General features: G+C 71.3%; 15 protein-coding genes and 4 pseudogenes. 8 read left to right on the forward strand and 11 right to left on the reverse strand.

Translation table 11 applies throughout. From position 1 onward, the window contains the following. Nucleotides 1-77: 77 nt before the first annotated feature. Nucleotides 78-518, reverse strand: coding sequence for a PPOX class F420-dependent oxidoreductase (locus OG819_RS43430; protein WP_266631216.1), 441 nt, complete (start codon nucleotides 516-518; stop codon nucleotides 78-80). 77 nt (nucleotides 519-595) lie between these two features. Between OG819_RS43430 and OG819_RS43435 the strand changes: the two genes are divergently transcribed. From OG819_RS43435 to OG819_RS43445, 3 genes and pseudogenes are all read left to right on the forward strand, one after another. Next, nucleotides 596-1,174, forward strand: a complete 579-nt coding sequence (locus tag OG819_RS43435) for a TetR/AcrR family transcriptional regulator (RefSeq protein WP_266631214.1) — start codon at nucleotides 596-598, stop codon at nucleotides 1,172-1,174. Between the two features lie 50 nt (nucleotides 1,175-1,224). Beyond that, nucleotides 1,225-1,614, forward strand: a pseudogene (locus OG819_RS43440) (MFS transporter); the annotation flags it as partial. 83 nt (nucleotides 1,615-1,697) lie between these two features. After that, the gene (locus OG819_RS43445) at nucleotides 1,698-2,924 is read left to right on the forward strand and encodes a serine hydrolase domain-containing protein (protein ID WP_266654877.1); all 1,227 of its coding nucleotides are present in this window, start codon (nucleotides 1,698-1,700) and stop codon (nucleotides 2,922-2,924) included. 6 nt (nucleotides 2,925-2,930) lie between these two features. Here the strand turns inward: OG819_RS43445 and OG819_RS43450 are convergent, their stop codons facing one another. From OG819_RS43450 to ribA, 5 genes are all read right to left on the reverse strand, one after another. After that, nucleotides 2,931-4,082 (reverse strand): saccharopine dehydrogenase family protein, encoded by a 1,152-nt coding sequence (locus OG819_RS43450; protein WP_266654879.1) that lies wholly within the window; start codon nucleotides 4,080-4,082, stop codon nucleotides 2,931-2,933. Beyond that, complete coding sequence (locus OG819_RS43455) at nucleotides 4,075-5,169, reverse strand: saccharopine dehydrogenase (protein ID WP_266654881.1); 1,095 nt, start codon at nucleotides 5,167-5,169, stop codon at nucleotides 4,075-4,077. The genes OG819_RS43450 and OG819_RS43455 overlap by 8 nt, the downstream gene beginning before the upstream one ends. After that, nucleotides 5,166-6,311, reverse strand: coding sequence for an FAD-binding oxidoreductase (locus OG819_RS43460; RefSeq protein WP_266654883.1), 1,146 nt, complete (start codon nucleotides 6,309-6,311; stop codon nucleotides 5,166-5,168). Before OG819_RS43460 ends, OG819_RS43455 begins: the two co-directional genes overlap by 4 nt. Next, nucleotides 6,308-7,285 carry an ornithine cyclodeaminase family protein gene (locus OG819_RS43465; RefSeq protein WP_266654885.1) on the reverse strand — a complete coding sequence of 326 codons (978 nt, stop codon included), beginning with the start codon at nucleotides 7,283-7,285 and terminating at the stop codon, nucleotides 6,308-6,310. The genes OG819_RS43460 and OG819_RS43465 overlap by 4 nt, the downstream gene beginning before the upstream one ends. Nucleotides 7,286-7,360: 75 nt before the next feature. Further along, nucleotides 7,361-8,050 (reverse strand): GTP cyclohydrolase II, encoded by a 690-nt coding sequence (gene ribA / locus OG819_RS43470; RefSeq protein ID WP_266631202.1) that lies wholly within the window; start codon nucleotides 8,048-8,050, stop codon nucleotides 7,361-7,363. A 49-nt stretch (nucleotides 8,051-8,099) separates the two neighbouring features. On the opposite strand from ribA, the gene OG819_RS43475 reads away from it, so the two are divergent. Continuing rightward, nucleotides 8,100-8,903, forward strand: coding sequence for a creatininase family protein (locus tag OG819_RS43475; protein ID WP_323139427.1), 804 nt, complete (start codon nucleotides 8,100-8,102; stop codon nucleotides 8,901-8,903). Nucleotides 8,904-9,070: 167 nt separating this feature from the next. Here OG819_RS43475 and OG819_RS43480 read toward each other — a convergent pair. The 5 genes and pseudogenes from OG819_RS43480 to OG819_RS43500 all read right to left on the reverse strand — a co-directional run. Continuing rightward, a pseudogene (locus OG819_RS43480) lies at nucleotides 9,071-10,018 on the reverse strand (lysylphosphatidylglycerol synthase transmembrane domain-containing protein); the annotation flags it as partial. Next, nucleotides 10,015-10,959: a class I SAM-dependent methyltransferase gene (locus OG819_RS43485; RefSeq protein ID WP_266654887.1), complete on the reverse strand. Its 945-nt coding sequence runs from the start codon at nucleotides 10,957-10,959 to the stop codon at nucleotides 10,015-10,017. The pseudogene OG819_RS43480 and the gene OG819_RS43485, both read right to left, overlap by 4 nt. Beyond that, nucleotides 10,956-12,143 (reverse strand): glycosyltransferase family 4 protein, encoded by a 1,188-nt coding sequence (locus OG819_RS43490; protein WP_266655564.1) that lies wholly within the window; start codon nucleotides 12,141-12,143, stop codon nucleotides 10,956-10,958. Before OG819_RS43490 ends, OG819_RS43485 begins: the two co-directional genes overlap by 4 nt. An 11-nt stretch (nucleotides 12,144-12,154) precedes the next feature. After that, on the reverse strand, nucleotides 12,155-12,553 hold the full coding sequence (locus OG819_RS43495; RefSeq protein WP_266428011.1) for a 6-carboxytetrahydropterin synthase: 399 nt from the start codon (nucleotides 12,551-12,553) through the stop codon (nucleotides 12,155-12,157). A 137-nt stretch (nucleotides 12,554-12,690) separates the two neighbouring features. Then, entirely contained in the window at nucleotides 12,691-13,671 is a 981-nt protein-coding gene (locus tag OG819_RS43500; protein ID WP_266631198.1) for a zinc-binding alcohol dehydrogenase, read from the reverse strand. A gap of 106 nt (nucleotides 13,672-13,777) precedes the next feature. On the opposite strand from OG819_RS43500, the gene OG819_RS43505 reads away from it, so the two are divergent. The 4 genes and pseudogenes from OG819_RS43505 to OG819_RS43520 all read left to right on the forward strand — a co-directional run. After that, nucleotides 13,778-14,563, forward strand: a complete 786-nt coding sequence (locus tag OG819_RS43505; RefSeq protein WP_266631196.1) for a CDP-alcohol phosphatidyltransferase family protein — start codon at nucleotides 13,778-13,780, stop codon at nucleotides 14,561-14,563. Between the two features lie 227 nt (nucleotides 14,564-14,790). Then, a complete protein-coding gene (locus tag OG819_RS43510) occupies nucleotides 14,791-15,003 on the forward strand; it encodes a hypothetical protein (protein WP_266631190.1) in 213 nt (70 codons plus the stop codon). Then, nucleotides 14,999-15,202, forward strand: a pseudogene (locus OG819_RS43515) (hypothetical protein); the annotation flags it as partial. The gene OG819_RS43510 and the pseudogene OG819_RS43515, both read left to right, overlap by 5 nt. Nucleotides 15,203-15,236: 34 nt before the next feature. After that, nucleotides 15,237-16,262 (forward strand): annotated as a pseudogene (locus tag OG819_RS43520) (RNA polymerase sigma factor); the annotation flags it as partial. Between the last annotated feature and the right edge of the window lie 6 nt (nucleotides 16,263-16,268).

Consider the following 16,268-nt stretch of genomic DNA (forward strand, 5'->3'; position numbering starts at 1 on the left):
ACACAGAGCCACTCCGCGCACCCCGGCCGGGTTCAGGGGCGGCCGGTGTGCGCGGAGATCCTGTCGCTCGAGCGGGCTCAGCGCTCGCGAGGGATGCCGTACGCGCGCTCCACATGGAGCCGTAGGACGAGCCGGCCGTCGCGGACCATCGCGGCCCGGAAGTCGTCCCAGTCGGGGTGCTCGCCCAGGACGTCCCGGTAGAGCCGGACGAGCTCCTCGACGGTCTCGTCATGGGGGTCCTGGGCGACGGGGGTCAGTTCGGCGGTGCCCTCGGCGACCGTGTACGCCCAGCGGTCCTCGGCCGTCACATGGTAGGAGGCCCGCGGGTCCCGGCGCAGATTGCGGGTCTTGGCCCGGTCGTCCGTGATCGAGACCCGGACGATCCGCTCGTCGGGATCGTAGGCGTGGTTCACGTTGGACAGCTGGGGCCGGCCGTCCTTCTTGAGGGTGACCAGCACCCCGCCGTCGTACTCGGAGAGCAGCTTGAGGAGTGCGTCCTGCGTCGCGTCCTGGGTCATGTATCGCTCAACCCCGGGGGACACATGACCATTCCCGTCACGTAGACAGTGTCTACGCAGACTGGTAGACAGCGTCTATGAGTGAAAGCGAAACCGGGCTGCGAGCCCGGTTGATCGAGGTGGGCGTGGACCTGGTGACCACGCAGGGCGCGCAGGTTCTGACCCTGCGGGAGATCGCCCGTCGCGCGGGCGTCTCCCACGGCGCCCCGCGCCGCTACTTCTCGACCCACCTGGAGCTGCTGTCCGCCATCGCGCACCGGGGCTTCGCCGACCTGGGGGCCCGGGCGGCGGCGGCACTGGGCGACGGCGGGGCGAGTCCCCGCGCCCAGCTCACGACCCTGGGGAGGGTCTACCTCGACTTCGCCTTCACCCAGCCCGGAATGTACGAGCTGATGTTCCGTCATGATCTGCTGGAGAGTGGGCGACTGGGACTGCGGGAGACAAGTCTTCCGCTGTTCGGCCTCCTCGTGGACCTGGTCGGCCGGGCGCGCCCGGAGGCCGACGCCACCCTCGTTGCGAGCGCCCTGTGGGCGAACCTGCACGGGATCGCCCAGCTGTGGGGCTGGGGCAGCCTCCAACTCGCCACGGGAGCCATCGACTTCGTACCCCTGTTGAACACCGCGCTGGACGCGCACCTCGGGCCGGAGGAACGGTGAACCCGTCGGTACGTCGCCGTCTCACGCTGACCAACAGCGTCGTCGGAGCCGCGATGACGCTGCTCCTCCTCGGTGTCCTGCTGCTGTCCCGGCTCGACCGGTCCTCGACGGACCTGGCCATCGGCGCCGGTTTCCTGCTCCTGGGCGCGGGGTTCGTCGCGGTGATGGTGAGCGCGACGGCCGTCGTGGTGCGCTGCGCGTCCGCCGGGTCGGCCGGGGTGGCGGGCGGCCTCCAGCGGACGGCGATGAACATCGGACCGACGGTGGGGGTGGCCGTCGCGACCACGCTGGTCGGCCTGGCCGGCGACGACATGGGCCCCGCGCTGACCGTCCTCGCGGCTGTCACGGCGATCGGCGCGCTGTCGGCACTACGGCTCCCGGGTCGCGGCGATGCCCTGGGCACCGAGCCCCGACCGCCGGTCCCCCACCCACCGACGCCCCCTGTGAAGTCCGTACGAGACGATGAGGGTGAGCGGGACGATGAGGGCGAGCGAGTCCGAGAGCCGCAGTCCGGAGGAGAGCCATGGGACATCTGCGACAAGAGATCGAGCCGAGCGAGGCCGGTCTTGATCCGAAGGCGCTGGCCCGCCTGGACCAGCACTTCTCCCACCTGGTCGACGACCTCCGGCTGCCCGGCTACCTCGTGTCCGTGTCCCGGCACGGCAAGGTCGCGCACCTCACCACGTACGGCCACCGCGACCGCGAGGCCCGGCTCCCCGTCGAGACCGACACCTTGTGGCGGATCTACTCGATGACGAAGCCGGTCACCTCGGTCGCCGCGCTGATGCTCCTGGAGGAGGGACGCTTCCGGCTCGACGACCCCGTCGCCCGCTTCCTTCCCGCCTTCGCCGATCCCCAGGTGTACGTCAGCGGGTCCGGCGCCGAGATGAAGACCCGCCCGGCCGAGCAACGCCTCCTGATCCGGCACCTGTTGACCCACACCTCGGGTCTGACCTTCGGCTTCTACCACTCCCACCCCGTCGACGCGCTCTACCGCGACGCAGGTCTGGAGTCTTCGGTGGCGCCGGGCACGGACCTGGCCGGGACCTGCGACGTGTACGCCGGACTGCCCCTGCAGTTCGAGCCGGGCACCGAGTGGAACTACTCGGTCTCCACCAATGTGCTCGGCCGCCTGATCGAAGTGGTGTCGGGACAGGACCTCGACGTGTTCCTCGCCGAGCGAATCTTCGGGCCGCTGGGGATGACGGACGCCGGGTTCTGTGTCACCGACGAGCAGGCCGGGCGGCTCGCCGAGCTCTACGGGGAGGACGCCGAGGGTCGGATCACCCCGATCGCCGGGCTCCCGCTGCATGGCCGCCCCCGCTTCCTCTCCGGGAGCGGCGGCATGGTGGCCTCCGCGCACGACTACCACCGCTTCATGGAGATGCTCCGCCGCCGCGGCGAACTCGACGGCGCCCGGCTGCTGAAGCCCGAGACCGTGGACACCATGGCCGCCAACCACCTCCCGGGCGGTGCCGACCGCCGCACCTTCGGCAGCGCGCTGCACCGGGAACCCGGCAACGCGGGGCTCGGCTTCGGGCTCGGGGTCTCCGTCGTGGTGGACCCCGAGATCACCCGGTCGCCGTCCAGTGAGGGCGCGTTCGGCTGGAGCGGGGTGGCCAGTACGACCTTCTGGGTCGACCCGCGCCATGACCTGACCGTGCAGTTCTACACCCAGGTCCGCCCGACGTCGTCCCACTCGATCTATCCCGAGCTCAAGCGGCTCGTGCACGAGGCGGTGCTCGACTGAGCCCGGCTACCCCGCCCGCAGGCTGAAAGGCACTCCCTCCCGGGCGAGTTCGGCCAGCCACGCCTCGGAGCGCTCCGCCGTCTCCGCGGCGCGCCCGAGGCCGGGCGGGAGCGAACCGTCCAGGATGTGCCGGACGCCGAGGGCGAGCGTGCGGGAGACACAGCGGGCCATGGCGCTCTCCTGGGCGGTGCCCACGAGGTCGAGGAGGTAACGGCCCGACCAGGTCGCGCCGGACCCGCCGCGCACATCCAGCGAGACGGCGAGAACGACCCGGTCACGGTCCGCGTCGGTGGTTGGATACGTCTTCGCCAGCTCCTGGGCGAGGGCGGCGATCCGGCGGTCGTCGCCCGCCTTCAGCTCTTCGAAGACGGCGTCCCAGGCCCGCAGCCAGCCGTCGAGGCGCAGGGTGCCGCGTACGAAGGTCTCGGGCTTCCAGGTGCCGGGAAGCCCGTACTGCTCGATGAAGGGCACGCTGTCGCGGTTGGGGTAGACCTCGAAGGCCTCGCCGTCGATGACGTGGGGGCGGGTGGCCTCCCAGGGGCGGTCGGCGGTGGTCTCGGCGCCGTCCTCGACGTAACGGGCGGGCGAGCGGAGGGCGTTGAGCACGCCCGCGGGTGCCCAGCTGAAGCGGTACCTGAAGTCGTTGGGCACGGCGGGGATGCCGCCGCAGTACGAGGTGAGGCGGTACGAGGCGGCCGACCCGGCGCCGATCGCGGCCTCGGCCCTGCCGATCAGACTGTGCGCGAAGAGGTGGTCGATGCCCGGGTCGAGCCCGCACTCGGTCAGCACCACCACTCCCGCCGCCTCGGCCGCGGGCACCTGGTCGAGGACCGCGTCCGACACATAGCTGGAGCAGGCGAAGTGGGCGCCGCGCTCGACACAGACGGCGAGCAGCGGGGCGTGTTCGGGTGCGGGCAACATGGAGACGACGACGTCTCCGGGGGCGAGCTCGGCGGCGAGGGCCTCCCGTGTGTACGCACGGGGCTCGGCCCGCCCGGTCAGGCCCAGCGCCTCAAGGCTGCGCGCGGCACGCTCCTCGGTGCGGTGCCACAGGCGTACGCGGTCGACGGCGTCGCAGGTCGCGGCGAGACCGCTGCCGGTGGACAGGCCCGCGCCGATCCAGTGGACGGTGCCGCTCACGGCCGTCACCTCAGGCATCACGCGACTCCCCTTCCTCTGCTTTCTCGGCTTCCTCTACTACTTCCCCGGCTTCCTCGGCTTCGAGGGCGTGGCACGCCTCGTGGAAGCGGTCCAGGCAGCGCCCCCACGGTCCGCCGACCTCGAACTCCAGCAGCTGGGGCACCAGCGCCGCCGAGAAGTCGACGCTCGCCTCCCGCGGCAGCAGCGACGGCAGATTGTCGATGGCGATCAGGTCCAGGGCGGGCCGCTCGCGGATGCGGCGGGCGGGGTGCGTCCAGTCCGTCGTGGTGTCGTAGATCGGCAGCACGTTCAGAGGGGAGCCGACGTCGCAGGTGACGTCGCACAAGGTGCGCAGCCGGCGGCCGGGCTCGTCGAGGTCCTGGTCCGTGAGGAAGGGCGGGATCGGCCGGGTGGTGAGCACGGTGTTGATCATCAACTCGTGTGCCAGCAGCGCCGGTCGGTCCAGCTCACGGGTCTCGGCGAGGTCCCAGCAGGTGGGCTCGACCCCGGCCACCCCCAGCGCCACGCGGGCACCCCGGCCACTGCGGCCGAGTGCGCCGATGACGAGGGCTCGCAGCTCCCCCTTCTCTGACGCGAGTTCGGCGTCCAACTCCTCTTTCGACGTGGGCCGCAACGGGGCCTTGAGGCTGCCCCGATGGTGCAGCACCGCCAGGGTCGCGCCCAGGTATCCGGCCCAGTAGCCGAACGCGGCGAGCCTGCGCCCGTCCTCGTCCACCAGGTACTCGAGGTCGAGCAGGGCCCCGCCCCCGGCGAGGAACCTGCGGAGCAGGGCGGCGGCCCCCGGCTGCCGCTTGTAGGCATGCCCGAAGAAGACATGGCGGTGTGTCAGTTTGGCTGGCGCGTCCGGGAGTTCCTTCAGTCCTACGACGACCGCGTCCGGCGGCGCCGACACCCAGGAGCCGGCCTTCGCGACCCGGCACCCGGCCTCCTCGTACGCCTCGATCGGGAAGACCCGCTGCGGCGACTCCTCGACCGTGAGCGTCACACCGCTCTCGACGAGCCGTCGGGCGTCCGCGGGCACGATCGGGGTGCGCCGTTCGGTCGTACGGGTCTCGTGGCGCAGCCACAAGTGGAGTTCGGTCATACGAGGTTGACCTCCGGGCGCGGGGCGTCTGCGGCGAAGCGCTCGACGCTCAGGGGGCTGATGTCGACGAAGGGTACGCGGCCCAGATACAGATCACGGACCACCTCGCCGACCGCCGGTCCCTGGAGGAAGCCGTGGCCGGAGAAACCGGTCGCGTACAGGAAGCGTGAGCACGAACGCGCCTCGCCGATCAGCGCATTGTGATCCGGGGTGATCTCGTACAGGCCCGCCCAGCCGCCCGTCCGGCGCAGGTCGAGCAGGGCGGGGGCGCGGCGCTCCATCGCCTCGGACAGGCGGGGGATCCAGCGGTCGTGGGTACTGGTGGCGAAGCCGGGGATCTCGTCGGGGTCGGACATGCCGAGGAGGAGGCCGGGGCCCTCGGTGTGGAAGTAAAGACTGGTGGTGAAGTCGATGGTCATGGGGAGGTCGGGCGGCAGTCCCGGGACGGCTTCGGTGACGGCGATCTGACGGCGCAGCGGCTGCACCGGCAGGTCCACGCCCACCATCGCGCCCACCGCCCGCGACCAGGCACCGGCCGCGCAGACGACCGTGTCGGTGGCGATCCGTCCCTGGTTGGTGACGACCGCGGTGATCTCGTCACCGCGGGTCTCGATGCCGGTGACCTCGCGGTGCCGCAGCACCGTCGCGCCGTGCCGGCGGGCCCCGGCCGCGTAGCCCTGGACGACCGACTCGGGCGTGCAGTGCCCGTCGTCCGGGGAGAAGGCCGCAGCCAGCAGCCCGTCGGTGGTGATCAGCGGGGACAGCCGCCGTGCCTCGGCCGGGTCGATCAGGCGGCTGGGCACCCCGAGCGCGTTCTGCAGCCGTACGCCGTCCTCGAAGGCGGCGACCTCCTCGGGCGTGGAGAGGAGGAACAGATAGCCGACCCGGTGCAGCCCGATGTCCTGGCCGAGTTCCTCACCGAAACGGGCGAACGCCTCCAGACTCCGGGCGCCCAGCTGGATGTTCAGCTCGTCGGAGAACTGGGCCCGGATTCCGCCCGCGGCCCGCGAGGTGGACCCGGAGGCGAGTTCGTCGCGCTCGACGAGCACCACGTCCGGTACGCCCGCCCGGGCCAGGTGGTAGGCGATGCTCGCGCCCATCACCCCGCCGCCGATGACGACGACCCGTGCGCGCCCGGTCATCGGCCCGCCTCCCGGGCGCGAGCGGCCTCGATCACGGCCCAGGCCGCGGCGGCGTCCTGGATGCCGAGCCCGACGCTGTTGTAGAAGACGATGTCGTCGGGGTGGGTGCGGGCCTGGTGGCTGCCGGTGAGGACGCCACCGAGCGGGATCAGGTCGGAGCGGGTGAGTGCTCCGTCCCGCAGTGCGTCCACGATCGGTCCGGCGTGCTCCGCCGCCGTCTCCGGGTCGTCGACCACGACCGCCGCGGCCCGCCGTAGGACCTCTCTGTCGACCTCGCTCCGGGTGGGCTCGAAGGAGCCGACGCTGACGACCGTGCACCCGGGCGTCAGCCATGCGCCCCGTACGACGGGTGTGCTGCTGAGCGTGCAGGCGGCGACCATGGGCAGGCCCGTGACGGCTTCCTCGGCCGTCTCGACGGCCTTGGTCGCGACGCCGAGTTCCGTCGCGAGGCGCCGCGCCGCCCGCGCCCGTCGGGCTGGGTTCGGGCTCCACACCCGTACGGACCTGAGGTCCCGTACCCGGGCGACGGCCCGCGCATGGGCGAGGGCCTGGGTGCCGGAGCCCAGAAGGCCCAGCTCCGCGCTGTCGGCGGTGGCCAGCGCGTCGAGGGCGACGGCGCTCGCCGCGGCGGTACGCAGGGTCGTGACCGCCGTGCCGTCCATGACGGCGGCGAGTTGCCCGGTCACCGGATCGAGCGCGTTGATCACGGCGTGCACCGTCGGCAGCCCGGCCGCCGCGTTGGCCGGGTTGACGCTGCCGAACTTGGCGACGGCCCCGGTGCCCGCGGACAGCCGGGCGAGGTAGGCGAAGACGACGCTGTCGTCGAATCGGCCGGCGTGCATGATCTTGCCGGGGAGCTCGGCGGTGCCGTCACCGAGCGCGGTGAACGCCGCGCGCTGCGAGGCGATCGCCGCATCGGTGTCCAACAGCTCCGTCACCCGCTCCCGGGAGAGGTACAGGACGTCGTCGGTCATTCCTTGTACCTTTCCCCGCACGCGCCTCTCTCACCACAGCCGACGCCTCCGGGTGACGTCCTCGGGCGCACGCGCTCAGGAGGAGTGGGAGACCACCACGTCCAGGTGCGGCAGGAAGTGGTCGAGACGCTCCCGCTTGGTGCGCAGATAGGTGATGTTCTGCGGGCACGGCGGTATGAGCAGCGGGACCTGCTCGGCGACCTTGATGCCGTTGCGCTGGAGCGACTCCCGCTTGCGCGGGTTGTTCGAGAGGAGGCGTACGGACCGGACGCCGAGGTCGTGCAGGATGTCCGCCGCGACCCCGTAGTCACGGGCGTCGACCGGGAGGCCGAGGGCGACGTTCGCCTCGACGGTGTCGAGGCCCTCCGACTGGAGCTTCATCGCCTGCAGCTTGGCGAGCAGACCGATGCCCCGGCCCTCGTGGCCGCGGAGGTAGACGAGGACGCCCCGGCCCTCCGCGACGATGGCGCGCAGCGCGGCGGCGAGCTGATCGCCGCACTCGCAGTGGGTGGAGCCGAAGGCGTCCCCGGTGAGGCACTCCGAATGGAGCCGGGTGAGGACACCTTCCTTCGTGGCGCCTTCCCCGCTCTTGCTGAGGTTGCCGACCTCGCCGTAAACCAGGGCCACTTGCTCCTCTCCGCGATCGTGGTCCAGGAAGCCGACCGCCTGGAAGTCGCCGTACACGGTGGGCAAAGGGGCATTGACGACTCGTTCGACACCTGTGAGGCGTGCGGTCCCGGCGAGTACTCCAAAGTTATCTGTCATGATCTGGTTCCTAAGCAGAGTCGAAAGCAGAGTCGAAAGGCCGTGAAACATGAGTGGTTCGGGAACGCGCTCGGCGGTATCCGGTCTGTTGCCGGCGGACACCACGGAGGATGTGCGCGAGCGGGGGGCCGGTGTCGCCCGTGAGGTCGCCGTGCTTCCCGTCGGGAGTTTCGAACAGCACGGTGCCTATCTTCCGTTGGCGACGGACACCCTGGTCGCGTGCGCCGTCGCGGAACGGATCGCCGCCGCTCATCCGGTCCATCTCCTCCCTCCGGTGACGATCTCCTGCTCGCACGAGCACGCGGCCTGGCCGGGTACCGTCAGCATTTCCGCCGTCACGCTGCACGCGGTGGTGCGGGACATAGCCGCGTCGCTGCGGCATTCCGGCGTCGACACCCTGGTGCTGGTCAACGGGCACGGCGGAAATTACGTGCTGGGCAATGTGGTTCAGGAATCCGTCGGCACCGGTACGCGTATGGCGCTTTTCCCGGCCATGGAGGACTGGGAGGCGGCGCTGGAACGGGCAGGTGTGGAGACCTCGTTGCTCACCGATATGCACGCCGGTGAAATCGAGACCTCCATTCTTCTGCACACGCATCCTGAATTGGTCCGGCCCGGTTACGAGACCTCCGACTTCGTCGCGGACGACCGGCGTCATCTGCTCACCCTCGGAATGGCCGGCTATACCGAGTCCGGCGTCATCGGCCGTCCCTCGAAGGCGTCCGCCGAAAAGGGGAAGGAGCTCCTGGCGGGGCTGACCGAGGCCTTCGGGGCGTACTTCTCCTTGGTGACGGCGAAGACGCTGCCCACCGCCTCGGACGCGACCCCGGCCAAGGGGACTTCCGACGCGTGAACTTCGGCGGTCTCTGACGCTCGGCATAGATCGTGCCCTCCTGCGTTCTCCTCCCGGGGGCGCCGCAGCGCGGCGACCCACCGGACGACCAGGACCGCGACGCCGGGCAAGGCGGCGGCGAAGCTGAGCACTCCGTAGATCACCGCGACGCTCAGGCCCATGCCGGCGCCCAGCCCGGCGGCACCGAAGGCCCAGGCCATGACGCCTTCCCTGGGGCCCCAGCCGCCGATGTTCAGCGGCAGGCCCATGGCGAGCAGGGCCAGCAGGGCGAGCGGCAGCAGTACGGTGGCGGAGGCGTGGGATCCGGCGACGCGGGCGGCGAGCAGGAACATCGCCAGATGTCCCGCCAGCACCACGACCGACGAGATGAGCACGCCCGGCCAGTTGCCGCGGGCGAGCAGCGCGCCGCGCGCCTCGGTGAGCGCGGCACGGGCGGCTCCGGAGCGCCGCGACGGACCGGACGACGCCCTGCCCTTGCGGACCGCGGCCGCCGTGACGACTCCGCACACCAAGACGATCGCCAGGACGAGTGCGAGTTGGCGGGCGTCCCCGAGGACCGGTGACGGCAGAGTGAGCAGGACCACCGCGCCGACGGCCACCAGGACCGCCTGACCCGCGGTCCGTTCGAGGACCACGGCGCGTACGCCGCGGCCGACGTCACCGGCACTCTGGCCGTGCCGTACGGCGCGGTGCACGTCGCCGAGGACACCGCCGGGCAGCGCCGCGTTCAGGAACAGCGCGCGGTAGTAGTCCGCGACGGCGTCGCCCAGCGGCAGCCGGATGCGCAGCCCGCGCGCCACCAGGCACCAGCGCCAGGCGCTGAACACGGTGGTCAGCAGGCCCAGCCCCAGCCCCGCCAGCAGGGTCGGTCCGTCGACCCGCCGCAGCCCGTCGAGGAAGACACCGGTACCGAGCCGCCAGAGCAGCACGCCGAGGATGAGGACACCGGCGACGGAACCGATGTGCTTGCGGAGGGAGCCCCCCTTGCGTCGGGTGGTGGTCGGGTCGGCTTCCACGGCGGGGCCCGAGCGGTGGAGCTCCGGCACGTCGGGGTCGGACACCGCCTCCGGCGCGTCCACGGCGACCGGCTCCGCCGTCTCCACCCCGGTACTCACACCACACCACCTGTCGGGTGCGGGAGCGCCAGTACGTCGCTGTGGTGGACCCGTACACGCAGCTCACCCGCGGCGCAGGCCGCGAGGCGGGACTCCAGATACGACTCCGCACGGGCCGCCAGCGCGGGCCGCTCCTCGACGGCCGCGCCGACCCAGCCGCGCAGCCACTCCGCCGTGAGTTCGGCCTCGTCGGCGCCGAGCCGCCAGGGGCTCGGATGCACCCGTACCGTCGCGCCGTGCCGGTCGAAGGCCTCGCAGGCCACCGTGATCGCGTCGGGTCCGAGCAGGTCGCCGCGCCGCTGGTGGGCGTTGAACGCCTCGGCGATCTCGGCGTCCAGCGGATCCGCCGGCGTGAACTCGACGCGCCCCACGACGGAGAGCGTCAGCAGGGCCGGCACTCCGGCGCCCGCGCAGGCCGCCGCGAGCCGGTCGATCTCCTCGCGGGTCAGTACGTCGAGCAGGGCGGAGGCCGTCACCAGTGAGGCCCCGGTGAGCGCGTCCGCGGTCAGCCGGCCGATGTCACCGCGCTGGGTGGTGGCTGCGACCCGGCTGCCGTCGGCGGCCGCGCTCGGTGCGCCCACGGTCGCGAAGTGCAGCAGATACGGGTCCCGGTCGTGCAGGACCCAGTGCTGGGCACCGTCGAGCCGGGGAGCGAGCCAGCGGCCCATGGAGCCGGTGCCGCAGCCGAGGTCGTGGATCACCAGGTCGCCGCCGCGGCCCGGCCGGTTCGCCAGCCGGATGCGCAGCGGGTCGAGCAGTTCGGGCGCCCGTGCGGCGGCGTCCGCCGGCTCCCGCAGCTGAAGCCACTGGGGGGCGTAGCGGGGCACGTCGTCGTCGGGCGCGCTCACACGCTGCCCCGGAACCCCGGACACACCACCCTGCACGCCCACCTCCGACACACCCTGTTCCGGAACTCCCGACGGAGTCGTAGTCATGCTCATGCCGCCCTCCGAGGCCGCTGCGGAAGACGTCCCAGCACACCGGCCAGGCTGCGGGCGGTGGTCGCCCAGCCGTCCAGCGCGGCCCGGCGGCCGCGCGCGGCCGCCTTCAGCCGACGGCGCACATCGGCCTCGCCGAACCAGCCGCGCAGTTCCGCGGCGAGCGCCGCCGGGTTCTCCGGGGGTACGAGAATGCCGGGGACGCCTCCGTCGGGCGCGCGTCCGACCGCTTCGGGCAGACCGCCGACATCGGTCGCCAGCACCGGAATCCCGCGCGCGAGCGCCTCCGTGACGGCCATGCCGTACGTCTCGGCGTACGAGGTGAGGACCATGAGGTCGGCCGCCGCGTAGCTCGCGTCGAGTTCCGCGCCCGCCTGCGGTCCGGCGAGGTGCAGCCGGTCGCCGAGCCCGTACTTCTCGATCAGGCCGCGCAGCTGGGCGACGTACGCCGGGTCCTGGGTGAGTCCGCCGACGCAGACACAGCTCCAGGGCAGGTCGGTGACGGTGGCGAGGGCCTCGATCAGCCGGTGCTGGCCCTTGCGCGGGGTGACCGCGGCGACGCACAGCAGCCGGGAGACGCCGTCCGTGCCGGAGGCAAGGGGCGAGATGTCGGCGCCGGGGGCGGCCACGTGCACCCGTTCGGGGGCGAGCCCGTGGTGAGCGACCAGCCGGCGGACGGCCCAGTCGCTGGTGGCGACGACGGCGGACACGGCCCGCAGCGTCTCCCGTTCCTTGGCGTCCAGTTCGGCGGCCACGGCGGGCGCGAGCCCCGTCTCGTCACCGAGCGGCAGGTGCACCAGGACGGCGAGACGCAGCCGTTCGGCCTCGGGGACGATGATCTCGGGGACGCCGCAGGCGACGAGTCCGTCGAGAAGGACGACCGTGTCGTCCGGGAACTCACTGAGCGTGCGGGCCAGCTCCGTACGGGCGGAGGCCGACGGCCGGGGCCAGCTGCCCGCGACGGCGTGCTTGTGGACCTGCCAGCCGAAGCCGGGCAGGTCCAGGCAGAGCCGCCGGTCGTAGGCGTTACCGCCGCTGGGCGCGGACGGGTCGTCGACACCGCCCGGCATCACGAAGTGCACGGAGCGCAGGGACATGGGGATGATCTCGGCGTTCTTGAGAGCCGTGTGCTGTACGGGCACGTAGTTCAGGGAAGCCTGGTCGCTGTTCGGGGACGTCTGGTCCATGGTCGTGTCGGTCACAGCGCACGCTCGTAACTCGCCCAGGCGATGTGCGACTCGTGCAGGGTGACCGTGATGCCCGCGAGGCCGTGGGCGCCCTCGCCCAGACCCCCGGCGTGCACGCGCTCGGCGAGGCGGTCGGCGATGACCTTGGCCAGGAACTCCGTCGAGGTGTTGGTGTTCTTGAAGTCCGGCTCGTTGTCGAGGTTGCGGTAGTTCAGCGCGCTCACGACGGCGCCGAGTTCCTGCGTGGCCAGACCGATGTCGACGACGATGTTGTCGTCGTCCAGCTCGGCCCGGCGAAACGTGGCGTCCACCAGGAACGTCGCCCCGTGCAGACGTTGCGCGGGCCCGAAGACCTCGCCACGGAAGCTGTGGGCGATCATCAGGTGATCGCGGACGGTGATGCTGAACAACGGACGACCCTCCAGGTGCGGCACGTCTGGTCCCCTGCCGGGACCATGCCGTGTAGTACGGCTGCCCCGTTCTCCTTGTTCAGCCGCCCGTTCCCCTTTCTTTGCAGTCTTTGGAGGTCAGACAGGTTGTTCAGTGCTCAAACGCCTTCGTAGACAACGCGATGGCACATGCCGGGTATCGATCCGGAGGCCAACTTCGGCATCACGTCGGGCAGTTCGTCGAAGCCGCACTCACCGGTCACGAGCGCGTCGAAGGCGGGCTCGGCGAGCAGTTCCAGGGCGAGCGCCAGCCGATCGGCGTACGTCCGACTGGCGCGCCGCGCCGGAGAAACGGAACCGACCTGGCTGCTGCGCACGACCAGGCGCCGGGAGTGGAAGGCCTCGCCCAGCGGCAGGCTGACCCGCCGGTCGCCGTACCAGCTCATCTCCAGGACGGTGCCCTCGTGGGCGAGCAGCTCCAGCGACCGGGTGAGCCCGGCCTCGGTGGCGCTGGCGTGCACGACGAGGTCGCACTCGTCGGCGGCGTCCGCGGGAAGTGCGAAATCGACGCCCAGGGCGCGGGCGATGTCGGCGCGCGCGGGGTCGGCGTCGACGAGCTGGACGCGTACGCCCGGGAAGCGGGCGAGGAGCGCGGCGACGGAGCAGCCGACCATGCCGCCGCCCACCACGGCGATCCGGTCACCGACCAGCGGGGCCGCGTCCCACAGTGCGTTCACCGCGGTCTCCACGGTCCCGGCGAGCACGGCGCGCGGGGCGGGGACGGAGTCCGGTACGACGGTCACGGCGCTCACCGGGACGACGTACCGCGTCTGGTGCGGATACAGGCAGAAGACGGTCCGGCCGCGCAGACCCGCTGGGCCTTCCTCTACCTGGCCGACGCTCAAATAGCCGTATTTCACCGGCGCGGGGAAATCCCCGTCCTGGAACGGTGCACGCATCGAGGCATGCTGGCTTTCCGGTACGCCGCCACGGAAGACGAGGGTCTCGGTGCCCCGGCTCACCCCCGAGTAGAGCGTGCGCACCAGCACCTCCCCCTCGGCCGGCGCAGGGAGGGCCACCTCGCGTATCTCGGCGTGGCCGGGCGAGCTCAGCCAAAAGGCGCGAGCTGTGAGTTCCATGAGCATCCCCCTGAACGATTCAGCAGATCTTCACGTACGGACCGGTGACAAGCCGCGCACTGTACGCGGCGTTGATCGACTCTGTCATACGGCCGGAGGATGTGCGGTGGCCCTGAACAACACGTACGACGCGAGGCTCTTGGCGCAGGAGACCACGGTGGGAGCTGGTCTGCAGCTCCTGGTGCTGGCTCTGCTGGGCACGGCGATCGGTTTGGGGCCCGCGGGCTGGCTGACCGGTCTGGCCTTCGCGATCGTCACCTGGGCGGTTCTGACCCGTGCCCTGCGCCGCTCACGGCCCCGTTCCTTCGGACCGGCCAATCGGGTGACGCTCGGCCGGGCCATCCTGGTCGGCGGGGTCACCGCCCTCGTCGCGGACTCCTTCGAGAGCTCGCCCCCGGTCAGCCTGCTCGTCGGTCTCACGGCGGTCGCCCTGATCCTCGACGGGGTGGACGGCAAGGTCGCCCGCCGCACCGGCACCTCGACCGCGCTGGGCGCCCGCTTCGACATGGAGGTCGACGCGTTCCTGATCCTGGTGCTGAGCGTGTACGTCTCGATGTCGCTCGGCCCGTGGGTACTGCTGATCGGCACCATGCGGTACGCGTTCGTGGCGGCGGCCCGGGTGCTGCCCTGGCTGAACGCCGCGCTGCCGCACAGCATGGCGCGCAAGACCGTGGCGGCCCTGCAGGGAATCGTGCTGCTCGTCGCGGGCGCCGGGATCATGCCCCTGGAGGGCAACGCCGCCGCGGTGCTCCTCGCGCTCGCCTCGCTGGTCTGGTCGTTCGGCCGTGACATCACCTGGCTGTACCGCCACCGCCACCCCGTGCAGGAGCAGGCCCCGGAGCCGGCGCAGGCGTGCGCGCAGGACAGCGTCCGCGAGCTCGTCGAAGCGTGATGCCGCGGCGGCGACGCCGACACGTCAGCCCGTCGCCCGTGCCCGTCGCCCGTGCCCGTCGCCCGTGCCCGTCGCCCATGCGGGTTCCCGCCGGTGGTCCCGCCCGGCACGAGGTCCCCGCATACCGCTCGACCCAGGTGCGCCCGACGAGGAACAGTTGATGCCGACTCGGCAACCGCACAGGCCGGCGGTGTTACGCCGAATCGCATTCCGTCTGCGTCGACTCCGTGGTTCTCGACGCCTTTGGCCCGGAACGTGAGGTGCGGCCCCCGGAGCGGATGACCTGCCCCGAGTGCACCGGCCTGGGCTCGCGGATGGAGGTCGACGCCGAACTCGGCGTGCCGGACGAGGAGAAGTCGCTGTCCGAGGGCGCCGTCGCGCCGTGGACGGACACCAGCGGCGCCGAGCACTTCACCGCGCACGACGCCGGGCGGCCCTGACGTCTACGTGCCGTGTGAGGTCTGTCACGGAGCGCAGTACAACCGGGAGACCCTGGACGTACACTTCAAGGACAGGTCCATCGTCGGCGTTCTGGGCCATGTGAAACTCGGCCGGCCCGCCACGACGCTCTCCGGCGGCGAGGCACAACGCGTCAAGCTCGCCTCCGAACTGCAGAAACGCACCAAAGGTAGAACCCTTCCCACACCGGGCAGTTCCTCCGACCGCTTCTGGAGAGGAGTTGAGCGCCATGGAGACGGATGCCCAGGCGTGGGATGCGGAGCCGCCCGTTGCCGCCATGGAAGAGGACGACGACGCGCCCAGCCCCCGGCTCACCTCCGGCGGCGCCTCGGTCGACCAAGTACGTGACTACCTCAAGCAGATCGCCCGGGTCTCCCTCCTCGACGCCGAGAAGGAGGTGGAGCTGGCGAAGCGGATAGAAGCGGGTCTGTTCGCTGAGCGGCGGCTCACGGAGGAGCCGCACCTCGGCCCGGAGTTCCGGCGGGAACTGGAGATCCTCGCCGCGGACGGGCACGTGGCGAAATCCCATCTCGTCGAGGCGAACCTGCGGCTGGTCGTCTCCATCGCCAAGCGGTACAGCAGGCGCGGAATGTTGTTCCTGGACCTGATCCAGGAGGGAAACACGGGACTGATCCGCGCGGTGGAGAAATTCGACTACACCAAAGGGTTCAAGTTCTCGACCTATGCGACCTGGTGGATCCGGCAGGCGATCTCACGGGCTCTGGCCGACCAGAGCCGCACCATACGCATCCCCGTCCACATGGTCGAGATCATCAACCGTATGGCCAAGGTCCGCCGGGAAATACTCCAGGACACCGGCGCCGAGCCCACACCGGAACAACTCGCGAACAAGCTGGACGTCCCCGTGGAGAAGATCACCGAGATCGAGGGCTACAGCAAACAGCCCGTCTCGCTCCACACCCCGCTGGGCGAGGACGGTGGCACGGAACTCGGTGACATCCTGGAAGACAGCGAGACCATCTCCCCCTCGGACATGGTCACCTTCCTCCTCCTCAAGGACGCCATCCAGGCCGTCCTCGCGAACATGACCGCACGCGAGGCCGGGATCATCTCGCTGCGCTACGGCCTGATCGACGGGCAGACCAGGACCCTGGAGGAGATCGGGCAGGTGTACGGGGTGACACGCGAGCGCATCCGCCAGATCGAGTCCAAGACGATGTCCAAGCTGCGCCACCCCTCCCGCTCCCAGGCCCTACGGGACTACCTCGACGTCAGCTGACCTCAT

This window comes from Streptomyces sp. NBC_01549 (assembly GCF_026339955.1).
Classification (GTDB): Bacteria; Actinomycetota; Actinomycetes; order Streptomycetales; family Streptomycetaceae; genus Streptomyces.

What these genes read in the sequence shown, in the direction of transcription:
- OG819_RS43445 (WP_266654877.1), top strand. Translation starts at nt 1,698, where the DNA reads ATGGGACATCTGCGACAAGAGATCGAGCCGAGCGAGGCCGGTCTTGAT.
- OG819_RS43460 (WP_266654883.1), bottom strand. Translation starts at nt 6,311, where the DNA reads ATGACCGGGCGCGCACGGGTCGTCGTCATCGGCGGCGGGGTGATGGGC.
- OG819_RS43450 (WP_266654879.1), bottom strand. Translation starts at nt 4,082, where the DNA reads ATGCCTGAGGTGACGGCCGTGAGCGGCACCGTCCACTGGATCGGCGCG.
- OG819_RS43430 (WP_266631216.1), bottom strand. Translation starts at nt 518, where the DNA reads ATGACCCAGGACGCGACGCAGGACGCACTCCTCAAGCTGCTCTCCGAG.
- OG819_RS43490 (WP_266655564.1), bottom strand. Translation starts at nt 12,143, where the DNA reads ATGGACCAGACGTCCCCGAACAGCGACCAGGCTTCCCTGAACTACGTG.
- OG819_RS43475 (WP_323139427.1), top strand. Translation starts at nt 8,100, where the DNA reads ATGAGTGGTTCGGGAACGCGCTCGGCGGTATCCGGTCTGTTGCCGGCG.
- ribA (WP_266631202.1), bottom strand. Translation starts at nt 8,050, where the DNA reads ATGACAGATAACTTTGGAGTACTCGCCGGGACCGCACGCCTCACAGGT.
- OG819_RS43485 (WP_266654887.1), bottom strand. Translation starts at nt 10,959, where the DNA reads ATGAGCATGACTACGACTCCGTCGGGAGTTCCGGAACAGGGTGTGTCG.
- OG819_RS43455 (WP_266654881.1), bottom strand. Translation starts at nt 5,169, where the DNA reads ATGACCGAACTCCACTTGTGGCTGCGCCACGAGACCCGTACGACCGAA.
- OG819_RS43465 (WP_266654885.1), bottom strand. Translation starts at nt 7,285, where the DNA reads ATGACCGACGACGTCCTGTACCTCTCCCGGGAGCGGGTGACGGAGCTG.
- OG819_RS43500 (WP_266631198.1), bottom strand. Translation starts at nt 13,671, where the DNA reads ATGGAACTCACAGCTCGCGCCTTTTGGCTGAGCTCGCCCGGCCACGCC.
- OG819_RS43435 (WP_266631214.1), top strand. Translation starts at nt 596, where the DNA reads ATGAGTGAAAGCGAAACCGGGCTGCGAGCCCGGTTGATCGAGGTGGGC.